Genomic DNA, 21,330 nt, shown 5'->3' with positions numbered 1-21,330 from the left:
ATACGCTAATAGCAGGTCCAATCGGTTGCGATCGTGGAATTCGTTAAGCTCGATGAGCGGTGGCTATCATGCGGCGGGGCTGCCCCGGGGCGCGTTTCTGCCACTCAACCCAGCCTGCCCCCGCCAAATCGGGCCCGGTGGAGTGTAATGGTGGCAAAAGACATTAGCTGCGCCCCAATAGCTCAGACCCAGTCATCGAAAGCCACGCGGCTGAGATTGCGCGGCTCTCTGGCCGAGCTGAACGCCCCTTATAATCAGTTGGGTATGTCAGTTGCCAGTCAAGGCGGTCAAAACTACGCAACCACCCTGTATCGCTCAATTGCCTCCCAATCAGGCTCGATACCAAGCCCAGGGCCCATTGGCACAAGTATGTCGCCGTCACTTACAGCAAGCGGGGAAATGATGAGATCATCTGTCATGAGGTAGTTGGCAGTATAGAAATCGCTGCCGTATTTGATCGCAGGCGATGAGCACGCAAAATGCAGACTGGCGGCCAGGCCAATGCCGGACTCCCACATCGCGCCAGCGTAGCATGGGATTCCGGCCGCCTCGCACATGCCGGCCACCTTCTTAGAACGCACCAAGCCACCCATCTTGGCGATCTTAATCGAGATGATGTCTGCAGCTTGACGCTTGGCAACCTGAAAACCTTGGTCCCAGCTCAGTACACTTTCGTCCGCCATAACGGGCGTATCAAGAACCGCGCAAAGCGCCGCCATTGCATCGAGGTCGAAGCCCTTGAACGGTTGCTCGATGAATGTAGGCTTGAAGGCCTCCAACTGCCTGCACAGCCGCGTCATCTGCTCGCGACGACCGCCTTGGTTGAAGTCGATCCGCAGGTCGAACTCATCGCCGACAAGCTTGCGCAAGGCTTCCACCCGGCTGAGTTCCTCGCGCTCGGGTAGAACTCCGGTCTTGATCTTGAGAACCTTGAAGCCCTGGTCCAGCAGCCAGCGGCTCTCGTCCAGATCGGCCTGGACTTCCTGGTTAGTGACTGAATAGCTGAGGCTGATCCTGTCCCGCACAAGACCGCCTAGGAGCTGGTTGACGGGACAATTCAATGCCTTGCCGACGATGTCGAGCAGCGCCATTTCGACCCCGGTCTTGGCGAAGGACGAGCCGTAATGCGCGGCGTCCATCTTGAGCAGGAGCGCTTCGATATTGAACGGGGTTTCGCCGATGAGGGCCGGCGCCAGATAGTTGTCGATCGTTGCCTTGATCGCAAACGCATTTTCGGCAAACACCGCCCAAGGCGAGCATTCACCCACGCCCGAAAAATCAGCATCGGTTTCGATACTCACGATCACTGCGTCTACGGCGACAAGATCACCGACGCCGAGTTTTCCCGGATGCCGGATCGGCGGACGGGTGATGATCGTCTTGATTGAGGTTATTCTCATGCTCGGTCTCTCCGCACTTTGCCGCCTTCGGCCCAATTCGAGGCTGGCTGCGCAATCTTGATGCCGACATTTCGCGTCTGTACGTAGCCGTCCAAGGCTTCCTGGCCCTTCTCACGGCCGTAGCCGGATTGCTTTACGCCGCCGAACGGCGTCTCGACGCCGCCAACGAACCAGCCGTTGACGTAGACCTGTCCCGCCCAATGCCGTTCAGCCGTCCACAAAGCGAGATCGAGGTCCTTCGTGAACACGCCGGCGGCTAAGCCCTGTTCCGTGCCGTTCGCAAGCTCGACTGCCATCAGAGGATCGTCAAACGTCGTGACCGCGAGGACCGGGCCAAACGTCTCGGTCTGGAAGAGATGGCTGCTAGGCTCGACATCGGAAAACAGTGTCCCGGCCATGAAGTAACCGCTGCGGTCCCTCAGCGCGGATCCACCCGTCACCAGCCGCGCGCCTTGGGAAACTGCCGTGTGGCAGGCATGTTCGACGCCATCCTGCTGTCTTTTCGAAATCAGCGGGGTGATGTCGCAATTGTCACGGCCCGGCCCGACGGACAGCCCTTGCACGCACGATTTCACGCGCTCCAGGACTTCGTCCGCGATCCTCTTGTCGACCAGCAGACGGGAAAAAGCATTGCAGTTCTGGCCGGCATTAAGGAATGATCCGCTGCGCACTGCATCAATCACGCAGTCGATGTCGGCATCGGCATAGACGATGCCGGCCGATTTTCCACCGAGTTCCATGATGCAGGGTATGATGCGCTCGGCCGCGGTCTTGAGCACCGTTCTGCCGGTCGCCATGGAGCCGGTGAACACAATATGGCGAACGTCGGGATGTTCTATCAGCGCCTGTCCCGCCTTGTGGCCGTAGCCGGTCAGGATATTGACCGCGCCGGCAGGCAAACCTGCCGCCTCGCAGGCGCGGGCGACCTCAATCCCGGATAGTGGCGCGAGGTCCGGCGACTTGACGACGACCGAATTGCCGGTCGCGATGGCGCATGCCAGCGAGCGCGCCGTCAACTCAAGTGGGAAATTCCACGGCACGATCTGAGCGGAAACGCCGAACGGGCTTCTGACGGTATAGTCGACGATGTTGGCGCCGCGCGGGATCGATCGGCCTTCGAGCTTATCCGCCAGGCCAGCGTAATATCTTACATAGCGTACGGCCGTGCCAACTTCCTCACGCGCTACATCAATAGCCTTGCCGGTATCCATGCAGACCGTCGTTGCGATCTGATCGGCACGCAACTCCAGCGCATCGGCAATGCGGAAGAGCAAGCGCCCACGATCGTAGGGGTGCATATCGACGAGCGTACGTTCACGAAACACCCTCTGGGCGGCAGTAACGGCCAGGTCGATGTCTGACACGTCGGCTTCGGCGACCAGCGCTATGACTTCGCCGGTGGACGGGTCATCTACCTCGATACGCCCGCCTGACGACGAATCCATCCATTGGCCGTCGATAAAACTCTTCAACACCGCGCCGTCAGTCATGCACGTGCTCTTTCAAAATGATGTCCGCCATTTTCTCGGCCACCATGATGGTGGGAATGTTGGTATTTGCCCGTGGGCAGAACGGCATCACAGACGCATCGGCAATGCGCAGGCCGGAAACGTTGCGGACACGTCCGGAGGCGTCCGTAACTGCGAAAGGATCAGTCTTTGCGCCCATACGGCACGTCGATGTAGGGTGCCAGTTGCCGGTCACGTTACGGCGAATGAACGACTCCAGCAGATCGTCGTCACCGACCATATCTGCGATGGTAACGCCGTCTGTTATGAGGCGCTTGATGAGGCTGCGGCGCAAACCCGTGGAACTGTCCATGAGCATCGCCAAGGCAGACGTCAGCCCGTAATTGAGGCGATTGATCTTGCTGACCTGCTTGGCGCGCCGGTTCCAGGCCGATGGGAACGGATCGAGGGCGACTGCGGAGAGTGTTTCCTGCTTCAGCAATTTTGCCAGGAAACGGAAGCCACCTTTCAGCCGATCGATGTCACGGCGGTCGCTTAGCCAGTTAAAGTCGACTTCGGGCTCGGAGGTATAGCAACGATCCTTGAGCATAACCGCACCCGTAGAATAAGCGCGGTTCACCCAAAGTTGGAGGGAACCTAGGCGTTTGCCGAGCGGATGCCAGGCGGACTTTGCGACGGCCGATATCGCCATGTCCGTTTCAGGACAGCCATCGACACCGGACGAATAGCGCGCATGCATCTGGATGTGGCCGCTGACATGAGGCGCCATGCGGTTGACCGGCGCGAGATATGCCGACACGGCGATCGAGGGATGTTCCTGCAGATTCTGCCCCACCCCGGGAAGGTCGGCGATCAGAGGTATACCGAGCTTGGCTAGTTGTTCAGCGGGGCCGACCCCGGAACGCATCAGAATTGCCGGCGAGTGGATGGTGCCCGCGCACAGGATGACGGTCGACGCCTGATAGGATTGGCGGCCAGAGCGGCCCTGGGTTTCCACGCCGGTGACGGCTCGCCCAGAAAAGGTCAATCCTTCGACGGTGGTGTCGGGCAGGATCGTGAGGTTTTTTCGGGTGCGAACCTGGGGTGTCAGGTAGGCGATAGCGGTCGACACGCGACGCCCGTCGCGATTGGTAAGCGGCACGACCGAATATCCGTCGCCGAACGCGCCGTTGAAGTCCGACCTAAATGGGAGGCCGGCTGTTTCGTATGCTTCCGATACCGCTGTGATGAAACCGGACCACTCGGATCTTTTGACCCGTGTTATTGGGAGCGGTCCGTCTTTGCCGTGAAACTCGCCATCAAAGTCCTGATCGGACTCCAGCTTGCGGAAATAAGGGAGGACATCCGTCCAGGCCCATCCCGACGCGCCACTCGATGCCCATCCATCATAGTCCTCAGGTCCGCCGCGATTGGCGACCTGCGCGTTGATACTCGAGCCGCCGCCCATGACGCGCGCTTGCTCATAGTGGCTCGGCTCACGGCCATCGCGAACCGGAACCGAGTTCAGCGACGGCCATTGATAGTCTGGATTGAAATAGGCGCGCGTCGGATTGCCGTCGAGAATGTCGTCGGGAATGGCGTCAGGCGGCGTGTCCTCCCCAGCCTCGATCAGCAGAACGCGGCTGCCACCTTCGGAAAGCCGGTTAGCCATGACGCAGCCCGAAGAGCCGCCACCAACAATGATATAGTCGAATACCAAATGCTCACTCGCGCGTCTTAGGATTTTCCGCCGAGAACAACCTAAGCGCGGCCCGACCTTTAAACCATGTCAAACCAACGGCCGTGCGCTATGAGTTTTTCTCATATCGCGGGCCATTTCGTTTTGTTAGGTTCGGCATGGAGTTCCCAGGAAGTGTCTACGATGCCGCGCAATGACCATCGCAGCGAATTGCTCGTGCAGATTCCATCGCTGCGTTCTCTCCATATCTTTGAAGTTTCGGCACGCCACCTGAACCTTGTTCGAGCTGCAGGGGAACTCGGGTTGACACAGGGCGCTCTCAGTCGGCAGATCAAATCGCTCGAACAGTTTATCGGCGCACCGCTTTTTTTCCGGACGCCGCGCGGTTTGCAGTTTACCGAGGCCGGCGATGCGCTCTGGGTTCATTGCCAACGCGCTTTTGCTGAACTTCAAAGCGGTCTGCTGGCTGTCACCAATGTTCGCGCACGGCAGACTTTGCTGGTCGCCATGGCGCGCTCTTACGGCTCGCGCGTGCTCAGCAAGAGAATTGGTGAGTTCGCGCTCTCACATCCCTGGATGGATGTGACGATCGACGGGCATCGCCATCTAGCGGATCTCACAAAGGGAGAGGCAGATATCGCAATCCGGGTCGGCGACGGAAAATGGCCAGACGTGATCGCGGAAAAGCTGGCTGAAGAACCGCTTTTTCCGGTAATCGCGCCCAAATTGGCTGACGAGCTCAGTTCCTCCCGGTTCGAGGATGTCGCCGACAAAGTCGCCTTCCTTCATTTTTCCGAGAAGAACTACTGGGAGGATTGGGCGAACGCAGCCGGCGTCACCCTGCCTCAACGCCGCTCAAACATCCGCTTTTCGGAATCCGCGATGATGATAGAGGCGGCCGAAGCTGGGCAGGGCATAGCCATGGGCCGGAATTCGTTGATTTCAGCCGCTTTGGACCGGGGCCAACTGGTCAAGATGTCGGACGTGGAACTCCGCGATGGCATTGCGTACTTCCTCTGCTATACTTCGAGCAAGGCACGCCGCGCGACGGTGACGGCTTTCAGGAAGTGGCTCTTGCAAACCGGCCTGCTCGAAAGACCCGGCGAATCTGAAGCCTTTTCCTAGAAGTTTGCCGGCTTTCCGAGCAGTTAAAGCTCAAGCACCTGACCAAGCTTCATTGCTCGCGCCGCTTCGTAAATGGCCTTGGCGGTGCCGACATCCTCGACCGCGACACCCATGTTCATCACCGCGACGGAATCGTCAGGCTTTTTCCTGCCTTCGAGCAGACCGGCGGCAACACTGCCCAACTCTCCTTTGAATTTCGGGCTGTCGACGAAGTAGCCATACGGCTTGATATGTTCGATTTGGCCCAAATCATCCGTCAGCAAATGGTCGATCGCAAGTAGGCCTGAAGGTTTCCAGTAGCAGTCGTAGTCGATGGCTACTGTGGTGAGACCGGGACGAACCCAATCGGCATCGGCAAGACGGTCCATATCGGCCTGGATGCGGCCGCAGGTGATGATGACGGATGTCTGGTCAAACACGGCGCGCGGCGTGTTGACGATCTTCGGCGTGAGGCCAGCTGCTTGCACGACTTCGGCAAATCGCCGCGATGCATCGGGATTGATGTCGTAGATGAATACCGTTTCTAGGGCTGGCATCACATGGCCGAGCGCTTCGAGGTGGCTTCGCGCCTGAACACCGGCGCCGACAACGCCAAAACTCTCTTCGCCGGGATTGGCGAGATGCTTTATTGCGACCGCAGAAGCGGCGGCAGTCCGCTGCTGGGTAATCCATGTCGAATCCATGACGGATGCGACCAGACCGTCTTCGATCGAATTTAGGAAGAGCAGGCCGGTGAGATAGGGAATACCCTTGGCGGCGTTCTCATCGGAACCGGACTGCCATTTCATGGCCGCATATCCGAACTTCGGCACTAGGCTCGACATCCCGCCAAACCATCGCGAGTTGTCACGATCCATCCCGCGCTCCATCCAGTGCTTTGCCGGCATCTGAACCCTATTATGCGCCTTCTCGATCAAGGCCTCCTCGACGATATCGATGATCTTTTTCATGTCGAGGTTCACCGCCTCGACCGCATCGCGATTGAGGAACAAGGTGGAATGATTCAGGCCCATTGAAGAATTGCTCACGATCTGGATGAGAATGGGCCGGCGCCACTGGCGCCGGCGGCTGGCACTTGCGGTTGTGCTATTCGATTTCGGTCGGCGTGCCCGACACGAAATGGTAGACGACGTAGCCTGGCTTGGTGTTGTCGCCCTTTGCGTCGAACGAAACGTCGCCCAGAACCGTGGTCACCGGTTTCGACCTAAGAGCTTCGGAGACTTTCGCCGCGTCCTGGCCGCCGGCGCGGGCAACGCCTTCCGCCAAAGCTTCGATGATTGCGTAGGAGTAGATGGTCCAGCCGCTGGCGCTCAAGTTCTTCGCCCGCATCCGGGTAGCAATTTCCTTGCCTGCGGCCGTCTTTGTGGCGTCTGGCGGAAAGGTGAAGAATACGTTCTCAGCAGCGGCGCCGGCAATGGCGCCCAGTTCCGAGGTATTCAATCCATCGCCACCCACGATGGACAGCTTATAGCCGGAATCCAATGCTTGGCGCGCCATCAGACCGGCTTCGGTGTGGTAGCCGCCGAAATAGACTGCCTCGACATCGGCCTCTTTGAGTTTCAGGACAACAGTTGAGTAATCCTTTTCGCCCGGATTGATGCCGTCATCGATCGCAATAACCGCGTTGGCTGCCTTAAACGCCGCGCGGGCGCCATCCACCAGACCGACCCCATAAGTCGACTTGTCGTTGAGCAAAGCGACCTTTTTTCCGGCGAACTTTTTCAAGATGAACTCGGCGCCGGCCGGCCCTTGCTGGTCATCGCGCCCGCCAAACCGAAAGATGTTCTGATAGCCTCGTTCGGTTATCTTGGGATTTGAGGAAACCGTCATCGCGGTGATGCCAGACTCGTTATAGATGTCAGACGCCGGCATTGTGGAGCCGGAACAGAAGTGTCCGTCGACCAGCTTGATGCCGGCGGCCACGATGGCGTTCGCGACAGACACGGCCTGCTTCGGATCACAAGCATCGTCCTGGATGGAAAGGATGATTTTCTCACCGTTGATCCCACCCTTAGCGTTGATATCCTCGGCGGCTTGTTTGGCTCCGTTAAATATTTCTGAGCCCGGGGCTGCCAAAGGTCCTGTCACAGGGCCGGCTACCGCGATCAAGATATCGGCCCTTGCGGCTGGTACCAATGAAGCAGACATCATGAGCGCGAGCACTCCTGACCGCGCCCGCGAATAGTTTTTTGCACTTGCAACCATTGGTAGCCCCTCTGTTTGTTTGTTGTTTGCACTCCGCCATTATTTTGCATGCCGGACCGACAGCCGACCAATGACGATTAGGGCTCGTCGATATGACGGTTGAGCATATCAGAACGGCTATACCACCTCTCCGCACAGCGGCGACAGAGATAGCCATGCGAGGAATAACGATGCGTTCCTAGCAGCAAGCGCTTCTTGAGTGCCAACCAATGCGGCAGCACAGGACGGTGAAGGCGCCGGGAAGAGTAAAGGGTGCGCTTCCGAAGACCTGGCTTTTTCCGCCGTTCCTGCCCCTTGGAGATCGAACGACAACTGATCGTAGGCCTCGTTCAGACGTTCTGGGCGCTGACACACCATCAATCTTGCCATCGAAACATCGTTCGCCTTCCTCGGCCCGTCCTATGATCCCCGGGAACTGTCGGCGTCTGCCATTGGCGCCGACAAGAAGCGTGCCGATATCCTTCGCAGACCACGATTTCCCCGAGGTCGACGCGCATTGACGGTTGTCTAGACGGCTTCCCAGCGATATTCGGCTTCTGCGTGATAGGCGGCCATCACTATTTCCGTCGCTCACGTCCCGGCTCACTGGGGAACGCCGGGCCAGGCCTATGCGACGTCCGCAGGCGCCGGGACGATGCCGCGAAGGCGATTGCCTCGCGGCTCAATGAACATGGTGTCAAGCTCTGGTGAGCTAGTGGTTTCTCCAAAAAGCATCGGCGGCGTTCATATAGGCCACGAAATTCGCGTCCGACCAACTCGTGTCGTAGCCGTCGCGGACCAAATAATGGATATTGTTTGCGCACATCAGTTGATCTCGGTGCGCTGTAAGAAGGTAGGCCATCGATAATTCGTACGTGTTCTGAAAGCTTGCTCCAAAACAAGAATTTGGCGCATTATAGAGAAGCCCTTCGAGGTAGTATGATGGCGCCACTCCGTCAGCCAAATACCTGTCGGATTTCATCTTGTTTCGCATATTCTTCAGCACACGCACCATAGGCTTGAACCGGCCGTCGGTTGCCTGGTGCTTGGCCGTGCAATTTTCTGAATGCTGCTTCGGATAGTTGACGATACGCCGACCAGATCCAGCTTCGAAGACGATGCCCTCCACATATCCCGGCCAGCCGGTATACAGGCGGTGTTCCGCCGCAACGAGGACGTCCGCGTCACGCCGGCTGCCGTTTCCTGGGACGAATATCGCCTTGTTGCCGACCTTTACACCATTGCCAAACTTATAGGTAAGCCAGGCAGCGACATCCCGTTTGAACTCACTTAGTTCATAAGACGCTGGGGTCCAATCACGATCGTATTGCGCCTTCTCCGCTGAATTCAAGCGGGACGTATCTGGATAGTATGTTGAGGTCAGCTTGATGACGACATCGACGTCGCTGTCGGCATAGATGTTGGTGGCGTTGCCATAAGATCCTTGTAGGAAAATCTCAAATATCTTCGCATAATAGGGCGACCCAGTGTCATTGAGTACTCCCCGAATGGCCTGGTAGGTCGTCGCCGACTGCGTGATTGAACCTTGCGCTGACCAAGTAGCCAACTGCGCTTCTGAAATTGCCATATCCGCCCCCTCATTTCGTCAAACAAGGAGGGCCCGAATCCTCCCCTCATGTTCTTCAAACGATTCACGACCCCGCTGGCGAAGAATGTTCAATTTGGCCAGATCGTGTTCCAGCAGGTCCGTAGCCATCTCCGGCTGATGATAAGTATTGCTTATTCGGACTGTCCCAACGTCTTCAAATAGCACTTTTCGAAGCTGTTCCATCGACTGCGTGTTGATTTCCAACGTTTTTTGCAGAAGTTGAATCGAAGGCAGCTTATTTGCTAACCAGGCGGGGCCAAGTGGAGCCCGTTTCGGCGATGGGTAGACGCCGACACCTATGCTGATCAAGGCGATTGCTGAGCGGCGGACCCCCAGCGCCTCAACAGCGTCGGCTATGGCGTAGAGGGACGGGTTGTTGGCGCAGAAGCCGCCATCACCAAGTTCGATCGTATCTCCATCCGATGTCGTGATGGTCTTCCGCAGAAAGAATGGATAGGCCGAGCACGAGGCTTGGACGGCGTCAGCCAAGCGCACACCCCAGCCGGGAACGAACGAAGCCACTCTGCCATGCGCTTGGGTGGGTTCCGCTTTGAAGATCATCGGCCTTTCCTTGGCCCAATTGGTGGCCACGATGCCGATGCCTGTGCGAACAGCGTCGAACTGCATGTCGCCGAAAATCTCGTTCGCCAAAGCTGCCAGCTTTTCCGTCTTGGCCGAGGGCAGCCATGGCTTCATGACCGTCGGCACATACTTGGCATACAGGTCATGGATCTCAGTGACCGATTTCCCGACCGCGAGAAGCGTCCCTATGATGGCACCCGTGCTTGTGCCGTAGATTAGGTTGAAGCGCTCGCATAGTGGACCGCCACCGAGCATTGCCTCAAGTTCATGTAATACGCCGAGTGAGTAGAATCCCTTCGCGCCGCCGCCGTCCAACGAAAGGATGCGGAATTTCTCGCTGCCCTTGTCACTCATCAAAGCACCCCAGCCATCTTAAGCCCTATCGCCGCCACCGCGGCCCATCCGGCGATTTCGGCCAGCCCGCGCCGCACGCCTTTCCCCGAATCCACATCTTCATTGATCGTCGGGACGTGCCTCAGATAGAGGTTGGGCTCGGGCGCGATCGCCTCGCCCTCCGGACCCGGATCAATCCCCCTCGCCTCTTTCATGCGCCGGACGAACGCCCGGGCCGCGACATGATCGGCCAGTCCAGCATGGTATTTCTTCCGCAAGAGGGTCTGCTCGAGCACGACTTGGCGCTCTTCATCTGAAATCGCTCCGACCTGCGCGGCGGGATAGATCACCTTCACTTTCTCGACCTCGCTCGGCACATTGTCCTCGCCGATGACCGACACCAACGCCTCGCCGATCTTGAGCGTCGGCAATTCCTCTTTCGTCTTGAAGCCCTTGCGCGGCCGGATCGTGTCGGCGGCCGCGCGGATCTTCTTCAACGATTCCGCAGTGTGAGCGCGCATTGCATGCAGCACGCGCGTGCCAAGCTGCTCGAGGATCGCCGCCGGAACATCGGTCGGCGATTGGGTGACGAAGAACACGCCGACGCCTTTCGATCGCACCAAGCGCACGAGCCGTTCAATCTTCTGCACCAGGTGCTTCGGCGCATCGGTGAACAGCAGGTGCGCCTCGTCGAAGAAGAACACCAGCTTCGGCTTGGCCAGGTCGCCGGCCTCGGGCAATTTGCGGAACAGCTCAGACAGCAGCCACAGCAGGAACGTGGCGTAGAGCTTCGGCGCCTCCATCAATTGATCGGCATGCAGTAGGTTGATTGTGCCCCTGCCCCCGCCGTCTAGCGCCATCAGATCCATGATGTCGAATGGCGGCTCGCCGAACAGGCGATCGCCGCCTTGCGCCTCGAGGGCCAGCAAATTGCGCTGGATGGCTGCGATCGAGGCGGCGGTGACATTGCCGTATTGCCGGCACACGTCCTCGCGCTCTTCCATCATGTCATTCAGAGACCAGCGCAGATCGTCCAGGGTGAGCATGTAGGATTGGTCGTCCTCCGCCTTGCGGAAGGCGATCTCCATCGCGCCCTCTTGCGCCTGGTTGAGGCCGAGCATGCGCGACAGCAGGCCAGCGCCCATTTCTTGCACGCTGGTGCGGACCGGCAACCCATGGCGGCCGAAGATGTCCCAGAGAGCCACAGGGAAGCGGCCGCCGGCTGCAACTCCCGACAGATCGCCCTTGATGTCGGCCGCAAACACCGGGACGCCGGCGGCGCTGAATTGCTCGGCGAGGCGCTGCAGGGTGACGGTCTTGCCCGTTCCCGTCGCGCCGGTCACGAGGCCGTGACGATTGGCCAGGCGGAGGGGTAGCGCCACGATTCCGCCCGTCGAGGTGGTGCCGATTTCAATCCACACCATAACTAACCTCATCCTCCGTTTCTTGATCACGAATTCGCGAGCGATGTCATGGTTCATGACCCCGGCATTGCGGCTGTCTGCACATTAGGTGATGCTAACGGGCATTACATCAGGGAGGTGGAAATGCTTGCTCGCCTTGTCATGATTTCTGTCGCTTCTATGGTCTGTACAATCTCTTCACTCAGTGCGGGAACACATCCCACAAGTCAGCCAGTTTCGTTCTCCGTGGTAAAGCCCCACAAGCCGCAGAGTCTGCTTCAATCAGTCGGAGCTTCATGCGGTAAGACGCCAGACGGGATTGAATGCTATAGAAATTGCGTCGGGAGCGGTTGTACTCAGTTCGAATGTGCTAATGGGACATTGCGAAGCGTTGGCCCCTGCTTTCACTCGAATGTTGGGAATACCTGCAACGGAAGCACGTGCGATTGATCTGAACGCGTTGCCACTAGCGATGCCTAGAACTGATTCAATCAGATTTAGTCCTCGTCATCGCCATCGGCCTCCGTGTCGTTCTACTGAGCAATTTCCTCGCCGGCGTCGCCGGCATCGAACGCCCAATGCGGCAGCTCGATTGTGTGAAAAACGGTGTAGGTATGAGCGGCGCCACGCCGCCAACCCTTCGATTCCGGCGTGTAGAATTTGAAGTGCACAAAGCGCGGCCGCCGGCCGGCGGCGCAGAAATCCCAGGCAATGCGGGTCGACCAGGCCATATCAGCGGGAATTGCGCTCGCGTGCGGCGTCTCCCACATCCTGCCGCGCTCGCGGTGCTTTGTCGGCGGGAATTGCAGATTGTGGGCGGTGCGCGCGGCGTCGGCGAGCGCTTCAATGTCGACACCATCGCGCTTGAGGAGCCAAAGCGCGTATTCCAGCGCTTTGGAATCGGCCTCCGGGCCAGGCTTGGCCGTCGACCGCATTGGCTTTGACATGTAGCGCGCGTGGGCGGTGCGCGCGGCGACATACCATTTGCTTTCGTACTTCATTGGCTTGTGCTTCACAGGGTTGAGCATTGGAAATCCTTTCAGACAGGCAGCGGCACGGGGGCGGCTGCGATTGCGAGGAGGGTGATTGCCGCCACCACGGCGGCAATCACGAACGCTTCGACGCCAGCGCGGGCGATCTCTCGGATCATGCCGCCGCGCGAATTCCCTTGAGCTCGGCCATCTTGGCGCCAATCAGCCACAAAGCCTTGTTCAGCTTCACGTCTTGATCGATCCCGTTGACTTCGCGCGTGGTGACGCGCCGCCGACGATTGTTGGCGTCGCGACCGACACCGCGCAGACCGCCACGGATGACGTTCTCCTGCACGACATTGAATTGCGTCCACAGATCGGGCGAGCGGTCATCGTAGCGGCGAGGAATGAGGAGCTGTGCCGGCTTGATCGGCGTTTCAATGTTGCCCTCGGCGTCGGCAAAGCGCAGCAGGTGCGCCGCTTCGGCCAGGATTGCGGACTCGTCATTGTTGAGCCGCACGGTCGACCAGTCTTGAGGCGCGGCAAGCGTTTTCTGTGCCGCGTCGAGAACGGTATAGGTGCCCTCGATCACCTTGCCCGCGACGTCGCCGGAATGGCGCACCTTGAGCGAGTCAAGCGTTGCCGTTTGCGACACCATCGAATTGAGGCAACGAATGCGGAAAAGGCCTGCCATCAGATCGTAAGCGCTTGAGCCGTCGTTCGCGTTCTTGAGCAGGATTTCGCAAACCGTGTCGCCGACCGAATAGGCGGTCGCATTGTCCAGCCGGCGCAGGCGCAGCAGGTGCTTAGTGAAGTCGCGCCGCGTCTCGTCGCGCGTGCCGGACTGCTTTGCGCCTACGACGTGAAAGCCTTCCTTTGCCAGCGCCCGCACGATCTCAATCGTCGGGATTGGCTGGAAACGTTCGGAGCGGCTTTCGTGCGCGGCGAGTGCAAAGACCGACGGCGCACGCGCGCGCAGCTCATCCTCGGTCAAGGCGCGGCCGGTGTCGAAACGTGCGGTGGCTTGGCCGGCGAACCGCTGAGCTCCAACGCGCGCGAAATCCGTGCGCGATGCGAAAACCGGGTGATTTTCAGATGCAAAAAGGGTATGGGCTGAGACAGCCATGCGATGTTCCTTCCATGAACTTCGTTTCGGTGAGGCCCTGCCTAGAGTTGGCGCTCTTGGCAGGGCCGTTTTGCATGGAAATAGTCGCACAAATGGCTGTTTTGTGCAAGCAAAAAGCGCGAAAAATCTTGTTAAATCAGATAGTTGCTAGTTCACTCCTTCCGCCACAGCTCGCAGCGAACCCGTTGGTGAGCCACCGTTTGGTAATAGCTGTCCTGAGCTACCAAGCGGTATCCTTTTGCCTTCACCGACGCCCGGTGCGCCTGACTTAAAGGAGAGTCGCCAACTATAGCGGTCCAATCCGGATACGGCGTGGGCGCCTTCGCCCAACGATGCGTAACCAAATAGCCGGTCGGCGACTTTGCGGCAGGGCCTGATCGAGGCATTCTGCATGAGATCGAAACCGGGATGAGGCCCGCCTCGCCCAAACGCTTCATCTTCAGCATCCCGCCGTTGGAGCCAGCGTAGGGCATACCATCAACCGAGAAGACTGGTTGAGCAACGCACCCCGAGAGCACGCCTGCAAACACACACGCGAATACTGCCTTCAACATGCTGATCCCCACAACCGCCTCGGTGATAGAAGTGCAACAGACCCGGTACGCGCGCAATAGCGCACTCTGGCGATGACCGCCGGCCAGCCGCTCCTTGCCCCGCGCGCTGCTTGGCATGCCCACACCCTGCCCACCATGTGCGAGCACGCGCGCTTGATGCGCGCTCACCCTGCAGCACATGCCCTTGCCCACGCGCTGTCATAGCGCCACACCAGGCCACGCCCCACGCTGCCCGCCCGCGCCCTCGGCCCACATGCGCGGCCCTCACGCACGCCCTCGCCTGCCCGCGCTCGAGCTCAGCAAAACACGTCTAGGGACCGTATGAGGGGGGCAGGCGGAGCGGAGCGCAGCCCCTCGGATATTCGCCGACCTTATCTTTCAACCGGGGCCTTCGTGCTTCGTGAAGTGCAAGGCGCGTTGACGACGATTCCGTGAAGTGATTCAAGGGTATCTGGCGCCCGTGTTTGGAGTTGTTCCGTGGCATCAAGTGCGATCTCGGCAGCCCCGCTGCCCCGCTTTCCCGATACTTGTTCGAAGTCCGAACTCGCCGGCTTTCTCGGCATGAGCGGAAGGTCCATTGATACGTGGGTGCAAAGGGGCGTAGTCGTTCGCGCTGAGCGCGGGAGATATCGTCTGCTCGAGTCCAGCCGGCGGTATTGCGAGGCGCTGCGGGAGCGGGCCGCGTCGAGCCCGACCAATGGCACCCTGTCGGAGGAGCGTCTGAAGACGCTGCGGGTCACCAACCAGATCAAGCAAGCCGAGCTTGCCAAGCTACAACTCGAAACAATCACTCATGACGAGCTGAAAGAACCATGGACAATCTTTGCCTCCGCAGTGCGAGCGGCTGTGGAGGGCATCCCACATCGGGCACGAATTGCCGTTCCATCTCTAACGGATCATGACCAGCGCCACCTTCAGGCAATCTGTCGCGACATCCTTCTCGACATCGCGGAAGAAGCCAAAGGTCTGCTTGGCGATGTAGACCATAAGGAGTTCGGGAACGAGCCGTGAAGGTGCACTCTAAAGCCCAGCGGTGTCGCAGGACAAACTCGTTGAACGACGCCTGGTCACGACTGCGGCCGCGCAGCTAAAGACGCAACACTCACGCGAGGCTCGACATGCACCGTGGTGGCGCCGGCGGCGACCTTTATATCGGCCATCATCGTAGTGGGGACGCAGCCCGTTGGCGGGGATAAGGCAAGCAACCAATTGGGGCGCGGCCTTAACCAGCAGGCGCCTTCTTCGGCTTCGGATCGAAACGATCGTCGACTACAGCTTGGTAGAGATCGTCATCCAGCACACATACGATGATCCTGCGAAGGAACTCGTCAGGCGCGATGCCGACCTTTTTGGCGCGCTGGGAAAGCTTATTTCGGGGGCCTGACGCAAGCGCCACTGGCATGACGGCCACACGCTGCCCGTTTTGCTCGGGCAGCGGAAGGCCCCACCGCCGCCACTGTCCGCGCACAGTGTCTTTGCTTGTCCCATCGTTCAGGATTCTCTCTATCTCCCGCGACGTGTAGCCCCTGCCGGTAAGGTATCCGACGAGCGCGCACTTCGCGTTTGACCAGCTCAAGATGGCCCGCGGGACCTGATACCGATCGGTGTGGACTCGCTTTCCTTTTCCAAGCGGTTTGGCGGCTGGGGCATCGTGATAGTGCCGGTACTCGATTGGACCGCCAGCGAGCTGCTGCATTGACGGCTCGATGGGAGGCGCGTCGACCTGACGACGAGTAGGAATTGGCTCATCCGCCGCCTTGGAGGTGCCACCCTGGCGCGCCTTCCTGCGTTCTTTGATCCTGCTGGCGAAGCTCATACGTCCGGCCACAATCAAACTCCCTGATTGGTACTTTTGTCCCGCATATTGAGTGAAAATTGGGACAATTGTTGATAGCATGTAGTTCGGTTTGTTTCGAGTTCCGGAGCGTTGAAAATGGCACGTACTCTCGTTGGTCGTCTGCAGCTGGTGGTCGAGGCCATGGGTCTCGGCGAGGCCAAGAAGGTCGAAGGCTCAATGGCCTCGATCGAGAGGACGGCCAAGCGCCTGTCCTCGGCACCGTGGGGGCAGAGCTTTGAACGCCAGCTTCACAAGATGGCGGCTGGCGCCAGAGAGATTGAAGTCGTCCGCCGGTCGTGGAACAGCCTTCTGAAAGACATTGCCGGCCGCGGCCTGGCCGCCGCGCTGAAGAAATCTGAGATCTCCGCTTGGAAGACAGCAACGCTCGGCGAGATGGCGGCCGTGCGGTCGAGCATGCGTCAAACGGAGAAGGAAGCGCTTCGGATCGGCCGCGCGCTGAAAGGCGCCCTACGCCCAGCCTATGTCATGGCCGGCGGCTACACCGGCGCCTACATGGCCGGCACGTGGGGCCGCGAGGCGCTGAACGCAGCGTCCGAAGCGCAACGCGTGCGAGCCGAGGCGAAGTTCTCTGGCCTTTCCGGATCCGAGCAAACGCAGATCACTACCCGGGCGGAGGAGCTTTCGGGAAAGTACCGCCTGGCACTGGCCGATGTGCTCGGCATGTTGAAGGAAACGACGCTGTCAATGCCGAGCGTTGACGCCGCTCTGAAAGTGTCCGACGCCAACGCGCGCGCGCAGCTCATTCTCGACACAGCTTTCGGAAGCGGCGCCGGCGCACAAGGCATTCGCGCCTTTGCCAAGTCGATGGATCTCCTCGAGCGGCTCGACCCGGATCGCTACACCTCGATGCTCAACGGCTTCGTCAAGATGCAGCAGATCCTGGGGAAAGACCTTGATCCCGAGGGCTACTATCAGGCGGTCAAATACAGCCGGACGGGCGGCAAGGTTGGATCCGACGAATTCATGTCGATCTATCTGCCGATGATGATTTCTGAGGTAGGCGGATCAAACGCTGGCAACACCATCCGCGCCGGATTCGATCAGTTCGTTGTCGGACGGGCCTCGAAAAAGGCGCTCGGCGCCCAAGAGCGCTACGGACTGCGCAGCGAGGACGGCAAGCTACTCGGCCAGGACGAGTTCGGTACCAATCCGATCAAGTGGATCTACGATGTGCTCCTGCCACAGCTCGAGAAGAAAGGCGTCAACACGCAAGACAAGATTGAGCTTGCCCGGGTAGTCGGCGAGCTCTCATCCAACCGCCTGTCGAGCGACGAGGTGATCGGAGCCATCCTCAACAAGCAGCAGGTGTTTCGGTATCTCGACAAGCGGGTGCCGAACGCGGCCGGCCTGTCGGCCGCCGACGACGTCCAGAACGTCAACCCATTCGCAGCGTATTCCGGCTTCAAAGATAGCCTGGCCAACCTGTCTGACGCGGTCCTGCCGATGGAGTCGATCGGCGCCGGGCTAAACCGGTTCGCCGACTACATCAACGCCTTCACGAAGAAGGTACGCGAGGGGGACCCGGCTGTCATTGGCGGGGCGGGCATCGCAGGTGCAGCTATCGCGGCATTCGGGGCTTGGAAGGTGACGACTGGTATCTACGCCCTCGCCACGGCCGGCCCTGCCCTCAACGAGGCAGCAGCGGCGCTCACGGCGGCGGCAGTCGCACAGCGCGGTGGCGTGCCAGGCGCCGGGGGCTCGCCTGCGGGTGGCGGCGCTGGATGGCTTTCCGCACTTGGCCTCACCGGAACGACCGGCCTATGGGCGATGCTGGTCAACGGCCTCGGCGACACTCCGGGCGGCACGTTCGATGAGCAGGTGAACAACCAGAAGCTCGCGCGCCAAGGTCTACGTCGCATGCTTGGCTTGGGCAGTGGCAGGCCGACCCATTTCCAGGAGCACGAGCGCGACGACAGTCTCTACGGCAAGATGTTCGTGTCTCCGCAGCGCCCGGGCGGCATCGCAAGCATGCTCAACCCCCCTGACCCGATGCAGCCCATCTTGGACGGGATGGACAAGGTCAATTCGACCACGGCCGCGCCCAAGATAGACCCCTCATCGATTGACGAGGCCGCAGCCAAGGCGAACGCCCTTTTGGCCACGCTTCGCCAGATCGGCGCGGCGGCGTCGGCCGCCGTCAGCGCCGTCGATGCGCAGATGCGGCGCGCACACACCGACTTCGGCGTGGTACCTTAATCGGAAGCAAGGTAGCCTGCCCCGATTTGCACCTGGTAGGCTGGTCGATCACTTAAACGGCCGGCCCGTGGCAGCTATACTCATCCTGATGCGATCAATGGCGTCAGGTCCATCGGCAATAGACGGAGGACCGTTGACAATGCCTTTCCCTGCATCGACGGGGTAGATACTCATCTCGCCTATACCGGCCTTTACAGCGTCTGGCACAAAAGCCTGAAATTCAGCGTTTGACGATGCGTGAATACGGGAAACAAAGCCTGCCACAAGGTCACACAACTGGAGCGACGGACACTGGTGACTGAGTGCGCTCGTTGTTGAAACGACAGAGATTGGCAGCGTGAGCGTTTTCTCACCGACATGAATAACTTGCGGCGGGTGATTTGGATCGGTCATCGCCGCCCACCGTTCGCTTCGCGAGAAAAAATGCATGCTCTCATCGTGGACGACCGCGAACGCCCCTCCATGGCGACTTTGCCAATGGCCCATGCTCGACACGAGACTGGTCACATGAATATCGTTTGTATCCGCAAGCGACTTGAGATCGGTACCGTCGAGGCGTGCAGTTCCCTCTATCATGGGCTCCAAAAAGATCTTGGCACCCTCATGCGCGTTCATTTCAACATTCTTCAGCGTAGTTCGAAGCGCATTTAGCAGGTTGGCCTCAGGAAACCGCGCAAAGTCGTTGAATGCGGTTAGAACCGCGGTTACCGCGTCCTGGTCCAGAAAATTTGTAAACGCAAAGTAGGCAGTGTTTGCATACCGCGCAGCATAGTCACCCTTGTAGAAATCGTATCCTTTTGCATACCATAGCGGTTCGACAAGATGGTCAACCATCTTGCACAAAACGGTGAAGCGCTTGTTGATTTTCGTTGCGACAAAGCGCTCGGGTCGCTGGCCCACCTCTTTCGCGAAAGCGAGGAATGCCTGACGCCCTTGACGTCGCTTGAAGATTTCTTTGGACTTGAGCTCCGGGCCTTTATGCCGCGGAAAGCACCGCTTGATGATATCGGCGGCCTCGTCCTCCGGAATGTCGGTGCTGCCGGTTGTAAAGTATGGCTGCTGCACGTCCAGCAATTCTGTCCCAGTATTGCCGCTCTCATCGAAGTAAATAGTTGTCAAGGTCACTCTGCTCTCCCATAGCGGGAGGCTGGCAGATCTCAGCCAACACGCCGCTTCCTAGATAGCCATTGGGAAAAACAAGTCAATTCAGGATGGCGAGCATGAGGTCCCGCGAACCAACGACCGGGCGAAGCGCACCACGATCTCTTCGACGCCATCGAACGCCGGAGTGTCCAGCATCCATCGGACCTTCAAGCTGACCTCGCCCATATCGGCCGGCGGATGGTCGATGATCCCGTCTTCTATCGCCAACATCACCTTGCCGATTTCGTAGACAAGGCCCCATGCCTCGTCGATAGCGGCCTTCTCTCCGTGGCGCCGGGCCTCCTCGAGGGCCAAATCTGCCCCGGTATATTCGTTCATGGCGTCGGCGTGTGCCGCCAGAAGGCCTGGGAGGGGCGACAAAGGCACAGGCGCGACCCCGGCCGCGGCCGGCGCCGCCACAGCGGTGGCCGACAGGCCAGCCAGGATCATCGATCGACGGGAAATGCTGGTCACGGGCGTGCTCCTCTGTTCGGGCAAGCTTCGGCGGCTGCCCGGGCTATAGCGCTTGGCATTGTAATTCCCTTCCGGGTCGGTTATTGATACGGAAAGTATTGGTTGGATGCTTAAAATTGTCAATACCAAAAGTATCAATACGTCAGATCAAGGCTGCTCGTGCTCTCTTGGCTTGGTCACAGTCGCACCTCGCTGAAAAATCCGGAGTGTCCGAACCGACGATTAAGCGACTTGAATCTGCCGATGGCGATCTGGGCGGGCGGGTCGGGACGGCCGGCGCCATCACTGCCGCTCTCGAGGCGGCCGGCGTTGAATTCATTCCGGAGAATGGCGGTGGTGCGGGCGTGAGGCTGGTGAAGAAGGTGTCACCGAAATGACCACCAAGCGAATTCTTGTCACCATTAAAGTGCCTAGCGAGTTGACGCATTTCACAACGCTCAGCGGCCTTATGGGTATCGTCGAGCGCAGGTGTCTGTGGGCTTCAAATGTTGCGTTCCTCAACGATCGACGAGAATTGCAGCACGGGATCGCGGCGGCCGAGAAGGTGCTCCGGGACCTTGCTACGCTTCAAAAAAAGAACGTTTTTTCACAGATCATTGACGAGGTTATCGTCGATCTGAAAGCGACAAAGCTTCCCGATACCTACGCAACCTGCTTCTGCAAGTCGCATGATCTCCTAAGCCAGTGGCGAGGATACGGGGGACGCGTTCAGGGCGTGAGCGTCACCTTTGCAGGAGCGAATTTGCATTCCTTGTTCCGTTCTCACGGGGGGATGGCGATGGAAGTAATTTACGACAAGGAGCGCACCGTTGAGCGCATGCGCAGGAGCATTGTTACGTTCTCGGGTTTGGCGGATCTTCTCAGAGAAAAAGAGGTCGATAAGATTCGCACCGAGCTGAGGAAAAGACTTCCAAAATTGGTCCCACGATTCAAAGACGATGGATTTAGTGAGGAGAACGAGTGGCGTTTCGTCATTCAAAAAGAAAACGATTTTGAGCGGGTAAAATTCAGAGACGCTGACGGGGTCCTGGTGCCCTATCTTGAAGTTACAGCTCCCACTGGGAAGAAGTTGCCAATTAAAAGAGTGACGGTAGGTCCTGGCAAAAACCAGGAACTCACGATGCGCAGCGTGCAACTCTTCCTGGAGGCAAAAGGCTACGAAGAAGTGCAGGTGGAACCATCAGCGGTGCCCTACAGAAGCTAGTCACTCCCATTCAATCCTAAG

General features: G+C 59.0%; 18 protein-coding genes. 5 read left to right on the top strand and 13 right to left on the bottom strand.

From position 1 onward, the window contains the following. Nucleotides 1-293 precede the first annotated feature (293 nt). Genes LB513_RS21130 through LB513_RS21120 form a run of 3 tightly spaced genes read right to left on the bottom strand, consistent with a single transcriptional unit; the run spans nucleotide 294 to nucleotide 4,568 of the window. Nucleotides 294-1,400: a mandelate racemase/muconate lactonizing enzyme family protein gene (locus LB513_RS21130; RefSeq protein ID WP_224665596.1), complete on the bottom strand. Its 1,107-nt coding sequence runs from the start codon at nucleotides 1,398-1,400 to the stop codon at nucleotides 294-296. Then, nucleotides 1,397-2,890, bottom strand: coding sequence for an aldehyde dehydrogenase family protein (locus tag LB513_RS21125; protein WP_224665465.1), 1,494 nt, complete (start codon nucleotides 2,888-2,890; stop codon nucleotides 1,397-1,399). The genes LB513_RS21130 and LB513_RS21125 overlap by 4 nt, the downstream gene beginning before the upstream one ends. After that, nucleotides 2,883-4,568: a GMC family oxidoreductase gene (locus LB513_RS21120; protein WP_224665464.1), complete on the bottom strand. Its 1,686-nt coding sequence runs from the start codon at nucleotides 4,566-4,568 to the stop codon at nucleotides 2,883-2,885. The genes LB513_RS21125 and LB513_RS21120 overlap by 8 nt, the downstream gene beginning before the upstream one ends. Nucleotides 4,569-4,730: 162 nt before the next feature. Here LB513_RS21120 and LB513_RS21115 point away from each other — a divergent pair, with 162 nt between their 5' ends. Continuing rightward, nucleotides 4,731-5,672: a LysR substrate-binding domain-containing protein gene (locus LB513_RS21115; protein ID WP_224665463.1), complete on the top strand. Its 942-nt coding sequence runs from the start codon at nucleotides 4,731-4,733 to the stop codon at nucleotides 5,670-5,672. A gap of 23 nt (nucleotides 5,673-5,695) precedes the next feature. On the opposite strand, the gene LB513_RS21110 is transcribed toward LB513_RS21115, so the two are convergent. The 7 genes from LB513_RS21110 to LB513_RS21080 all read right to left on the bottom strand — a co-directional run bounded on the left by LB513_RS21110 (nucleotide 5,696) and on the right by LB513_RS21080 (nucleotide 13,880). Next, a complete protein-coding gene (locus LB513_RS21110; protein WP_224665462.1) occupies nucleotides 5,696-6,685 on the bottom strand; it encodes an ornithine cyclodeaminase family protein in 990 nt (329 codons plus the stop codon). Nucleotides 6,686-6,758: 73 nt separating this feature from the next. Continuing rightward, on the bottom strand, nucleotides 6,759-7,877 hold the full coding sequence (locus tag LB513_RS21105; protein WP_224665461.1) for an ABC transporter substrate-binding protein: 1,119 nt from the start codon (nucleotides 7,875-7,877) through the stop codon (nucleotides 6,759-6,761). Between the two features lie 691 nt (nucleotides 7,878-8,568). Further along, nucleotides 8,569-9,444, bottom strand: a complete 876-nt coding sequence (locus tag LB513_RS21100; protein ID WP_224665460.1) for a nucleotidyltransferase — start codon at nucleotides 9,442-9,444, stop codon at nucleotides 8,569-8,571. 18 nt (nucleotides 9,445-9,462) lie between these two features. Further along, the gene (locus LB513_RS21095; RefSeq protein WP_224665459.1) at nucleotides 9,463-10,401 is read right to left on the bottom strand and encodes a patatin-like phospholipase family protein; all 939 of its coding nucleotides are present in this window, start codon (nucleotides 10,399-10,401) and stop codon (nucleotides 9,463-9,465) included. Beyond that, a complete protein-coding gene (locus LB513_RS21090; protein WP_224665458.1) occupies nucleotides 10,401-11,804 on the bottom strand; it encodes a helicase HerA-like domain-containing protein in 1,404 nt (467 codons plus the stop codon). The genes LB513_RS21095 and LB513_RS21090 overlap by 1 nt, the downstream gene beginning before the upstream one ends. A 512-nt stretch (nucleotides 11,805-12,316) precedes the next feature. Beyond that, nucleotides 12,317-12,784 carry a hypothetical protein gene (locus LB513_RS21085; RefSeq protein ID WP_224665457.1) on the bottom strand — a complete coding sequence of 156 codons (468 nt, stop codon included), beginning with the start codon at nucleotides 12,782-12,784 and terminating at the stop codon, nucleotides 12,317-12,319. A gap of 145 nt (nucleotides 12,785-12,929) precedes the next feature. Continuing rightward, nucleotides 12,930-13,880 (bottom strand): DUF932 domain-containing protein, encoded by a 951-nt coding sequence (locus LB513_RS21080; RefSeq protein WP_224665456.1) that lies wholly within the window; start codon nucleotides 13,878-13,880, stop codon nucleotides 12,930-12,932. A 1,031-nt stretch (nucleotides 13,881-14,911) separates the two neighbouring features. Here LB513_RS21080 and LB513_RS21075 point away from each other — a divergent pair. Beyond that, nucleotides 14,912-15,445: a hypothetical protein gene (locus LB513_RS21075; RefSeq protein WP_224665455.1), complete on the top strand. Its 534-nt coding sequence runs from the start codon at nucleotides 14,912-14,914 to the stop codon at nucleotides 15,443-15,445. A 211-nt stretch (nucleotides 15,446-15,656) separates the two neighbouring features. Here the strand turns inward: LB513_RS21075 and LB513_RS21070 are convergent, their stop codons facing one another. Continuing rightward, entirely contained in the window at nucleotides 15,657-16,250 is a 594-nt protein-coding gene (locus tag LB513_RS21070; protein ID WP_224665454.1) for a hypothetical protein, read from the bottom strand. A gap of 117 nt (nucleotides 16,251-16,367) precedes the next feature. Here LB513_RS21070 and LB513_RS21065 point away from each other — a divergent pair, with 117 nt between their 5' ends. Continuing rightward, complete coding sequence (locus LB513_RS21065; protein WP_224665453.1) at nucleotides 16,368-18,488, top strand: hypothetical protein; 2,121 nt, start codon at nucleotides 16,368-16,370, stop codon at nucleotides 18,486-18,488. A gap of 48 nt (nucleotides 18,489-18,536) precedes the next feature. On the opposite strand, the gene LB513_RS21060 is transcribed toward LB513_RS21065, so the two are convergent. Both LB513_RS21060 and LB513_RS21055 read right to left on the bottom strand, forming a co-directional pair. Then, nucleotides 18,537-19,613 (bottom strand): DUF3800 domain-containing protein, encoded by a 1,077-nt coding sequence (locus LB513_RS21060; protein ID WP_224665452.1) that lies wholly within the window; start codon nucleotides 19,611-19,613, stop codon nucleotides 18,537-18,539. 81 nt (nucleotides 19,614-19,694) lie between these two features. After that, nucleotides 19,695-20,105: a hypothetical protein gene (locus tag LB513_RS21055; RefSeq protein ID WP_224665451.1), complete on the bottom strand. Its 411-nt coding sequence runs from the start codon at nucleotides 20,103-20,105 to the stop codon at nucleotides 19,695-19,697. A gap of 83 nt (nucleotides 20,106-20,188) precedes the next feature. On the opposite strand from LB513_RS21055, the gene LB513_RS25325 reads away from it, so the two are divergent. Further along, complete coding sequence (locus LB513_RS25325) at nucleotides 20,189-20,482, top strand: helix-turn-helix domain-containing protein (protein ID WP_411962733.1); 294 nt, start codon at nucleotides 20,189-20,191, stop codon at nucleotides 20,480-20,482. Continuing rightward, a complete protein-coding gene (locus tag LB513_RS21045) occupies nucleotides 20,479-21,309 on the top strand; it encodes a DUF2971 domain-containing protein (protein WP_224665450.1) in 831 nt (276 codons plus the stop codon). The genes LB513_RS25325 and LB513_RS21045 overlap by 4 nt, the downstream gene beginning before the upstream one ends. Nucleotides 21,310-21,330: the final 21 nt, after the last annotated feature.

This window comes from Mesorhizobium sp. ES1-1, assembly GCF_020164785.1.
Classification (GTDB): Bacteria; Pseudomonadota; Alphaproteobacteria; order Rhizobiales; family Rhizobiaceae; genus Mesorhizobium.
The sequence above is the reverse complement of the archived record's forward strand: the minus strand, read 5'-3'. Positions and strand labels throughout refer to the sequence as shown.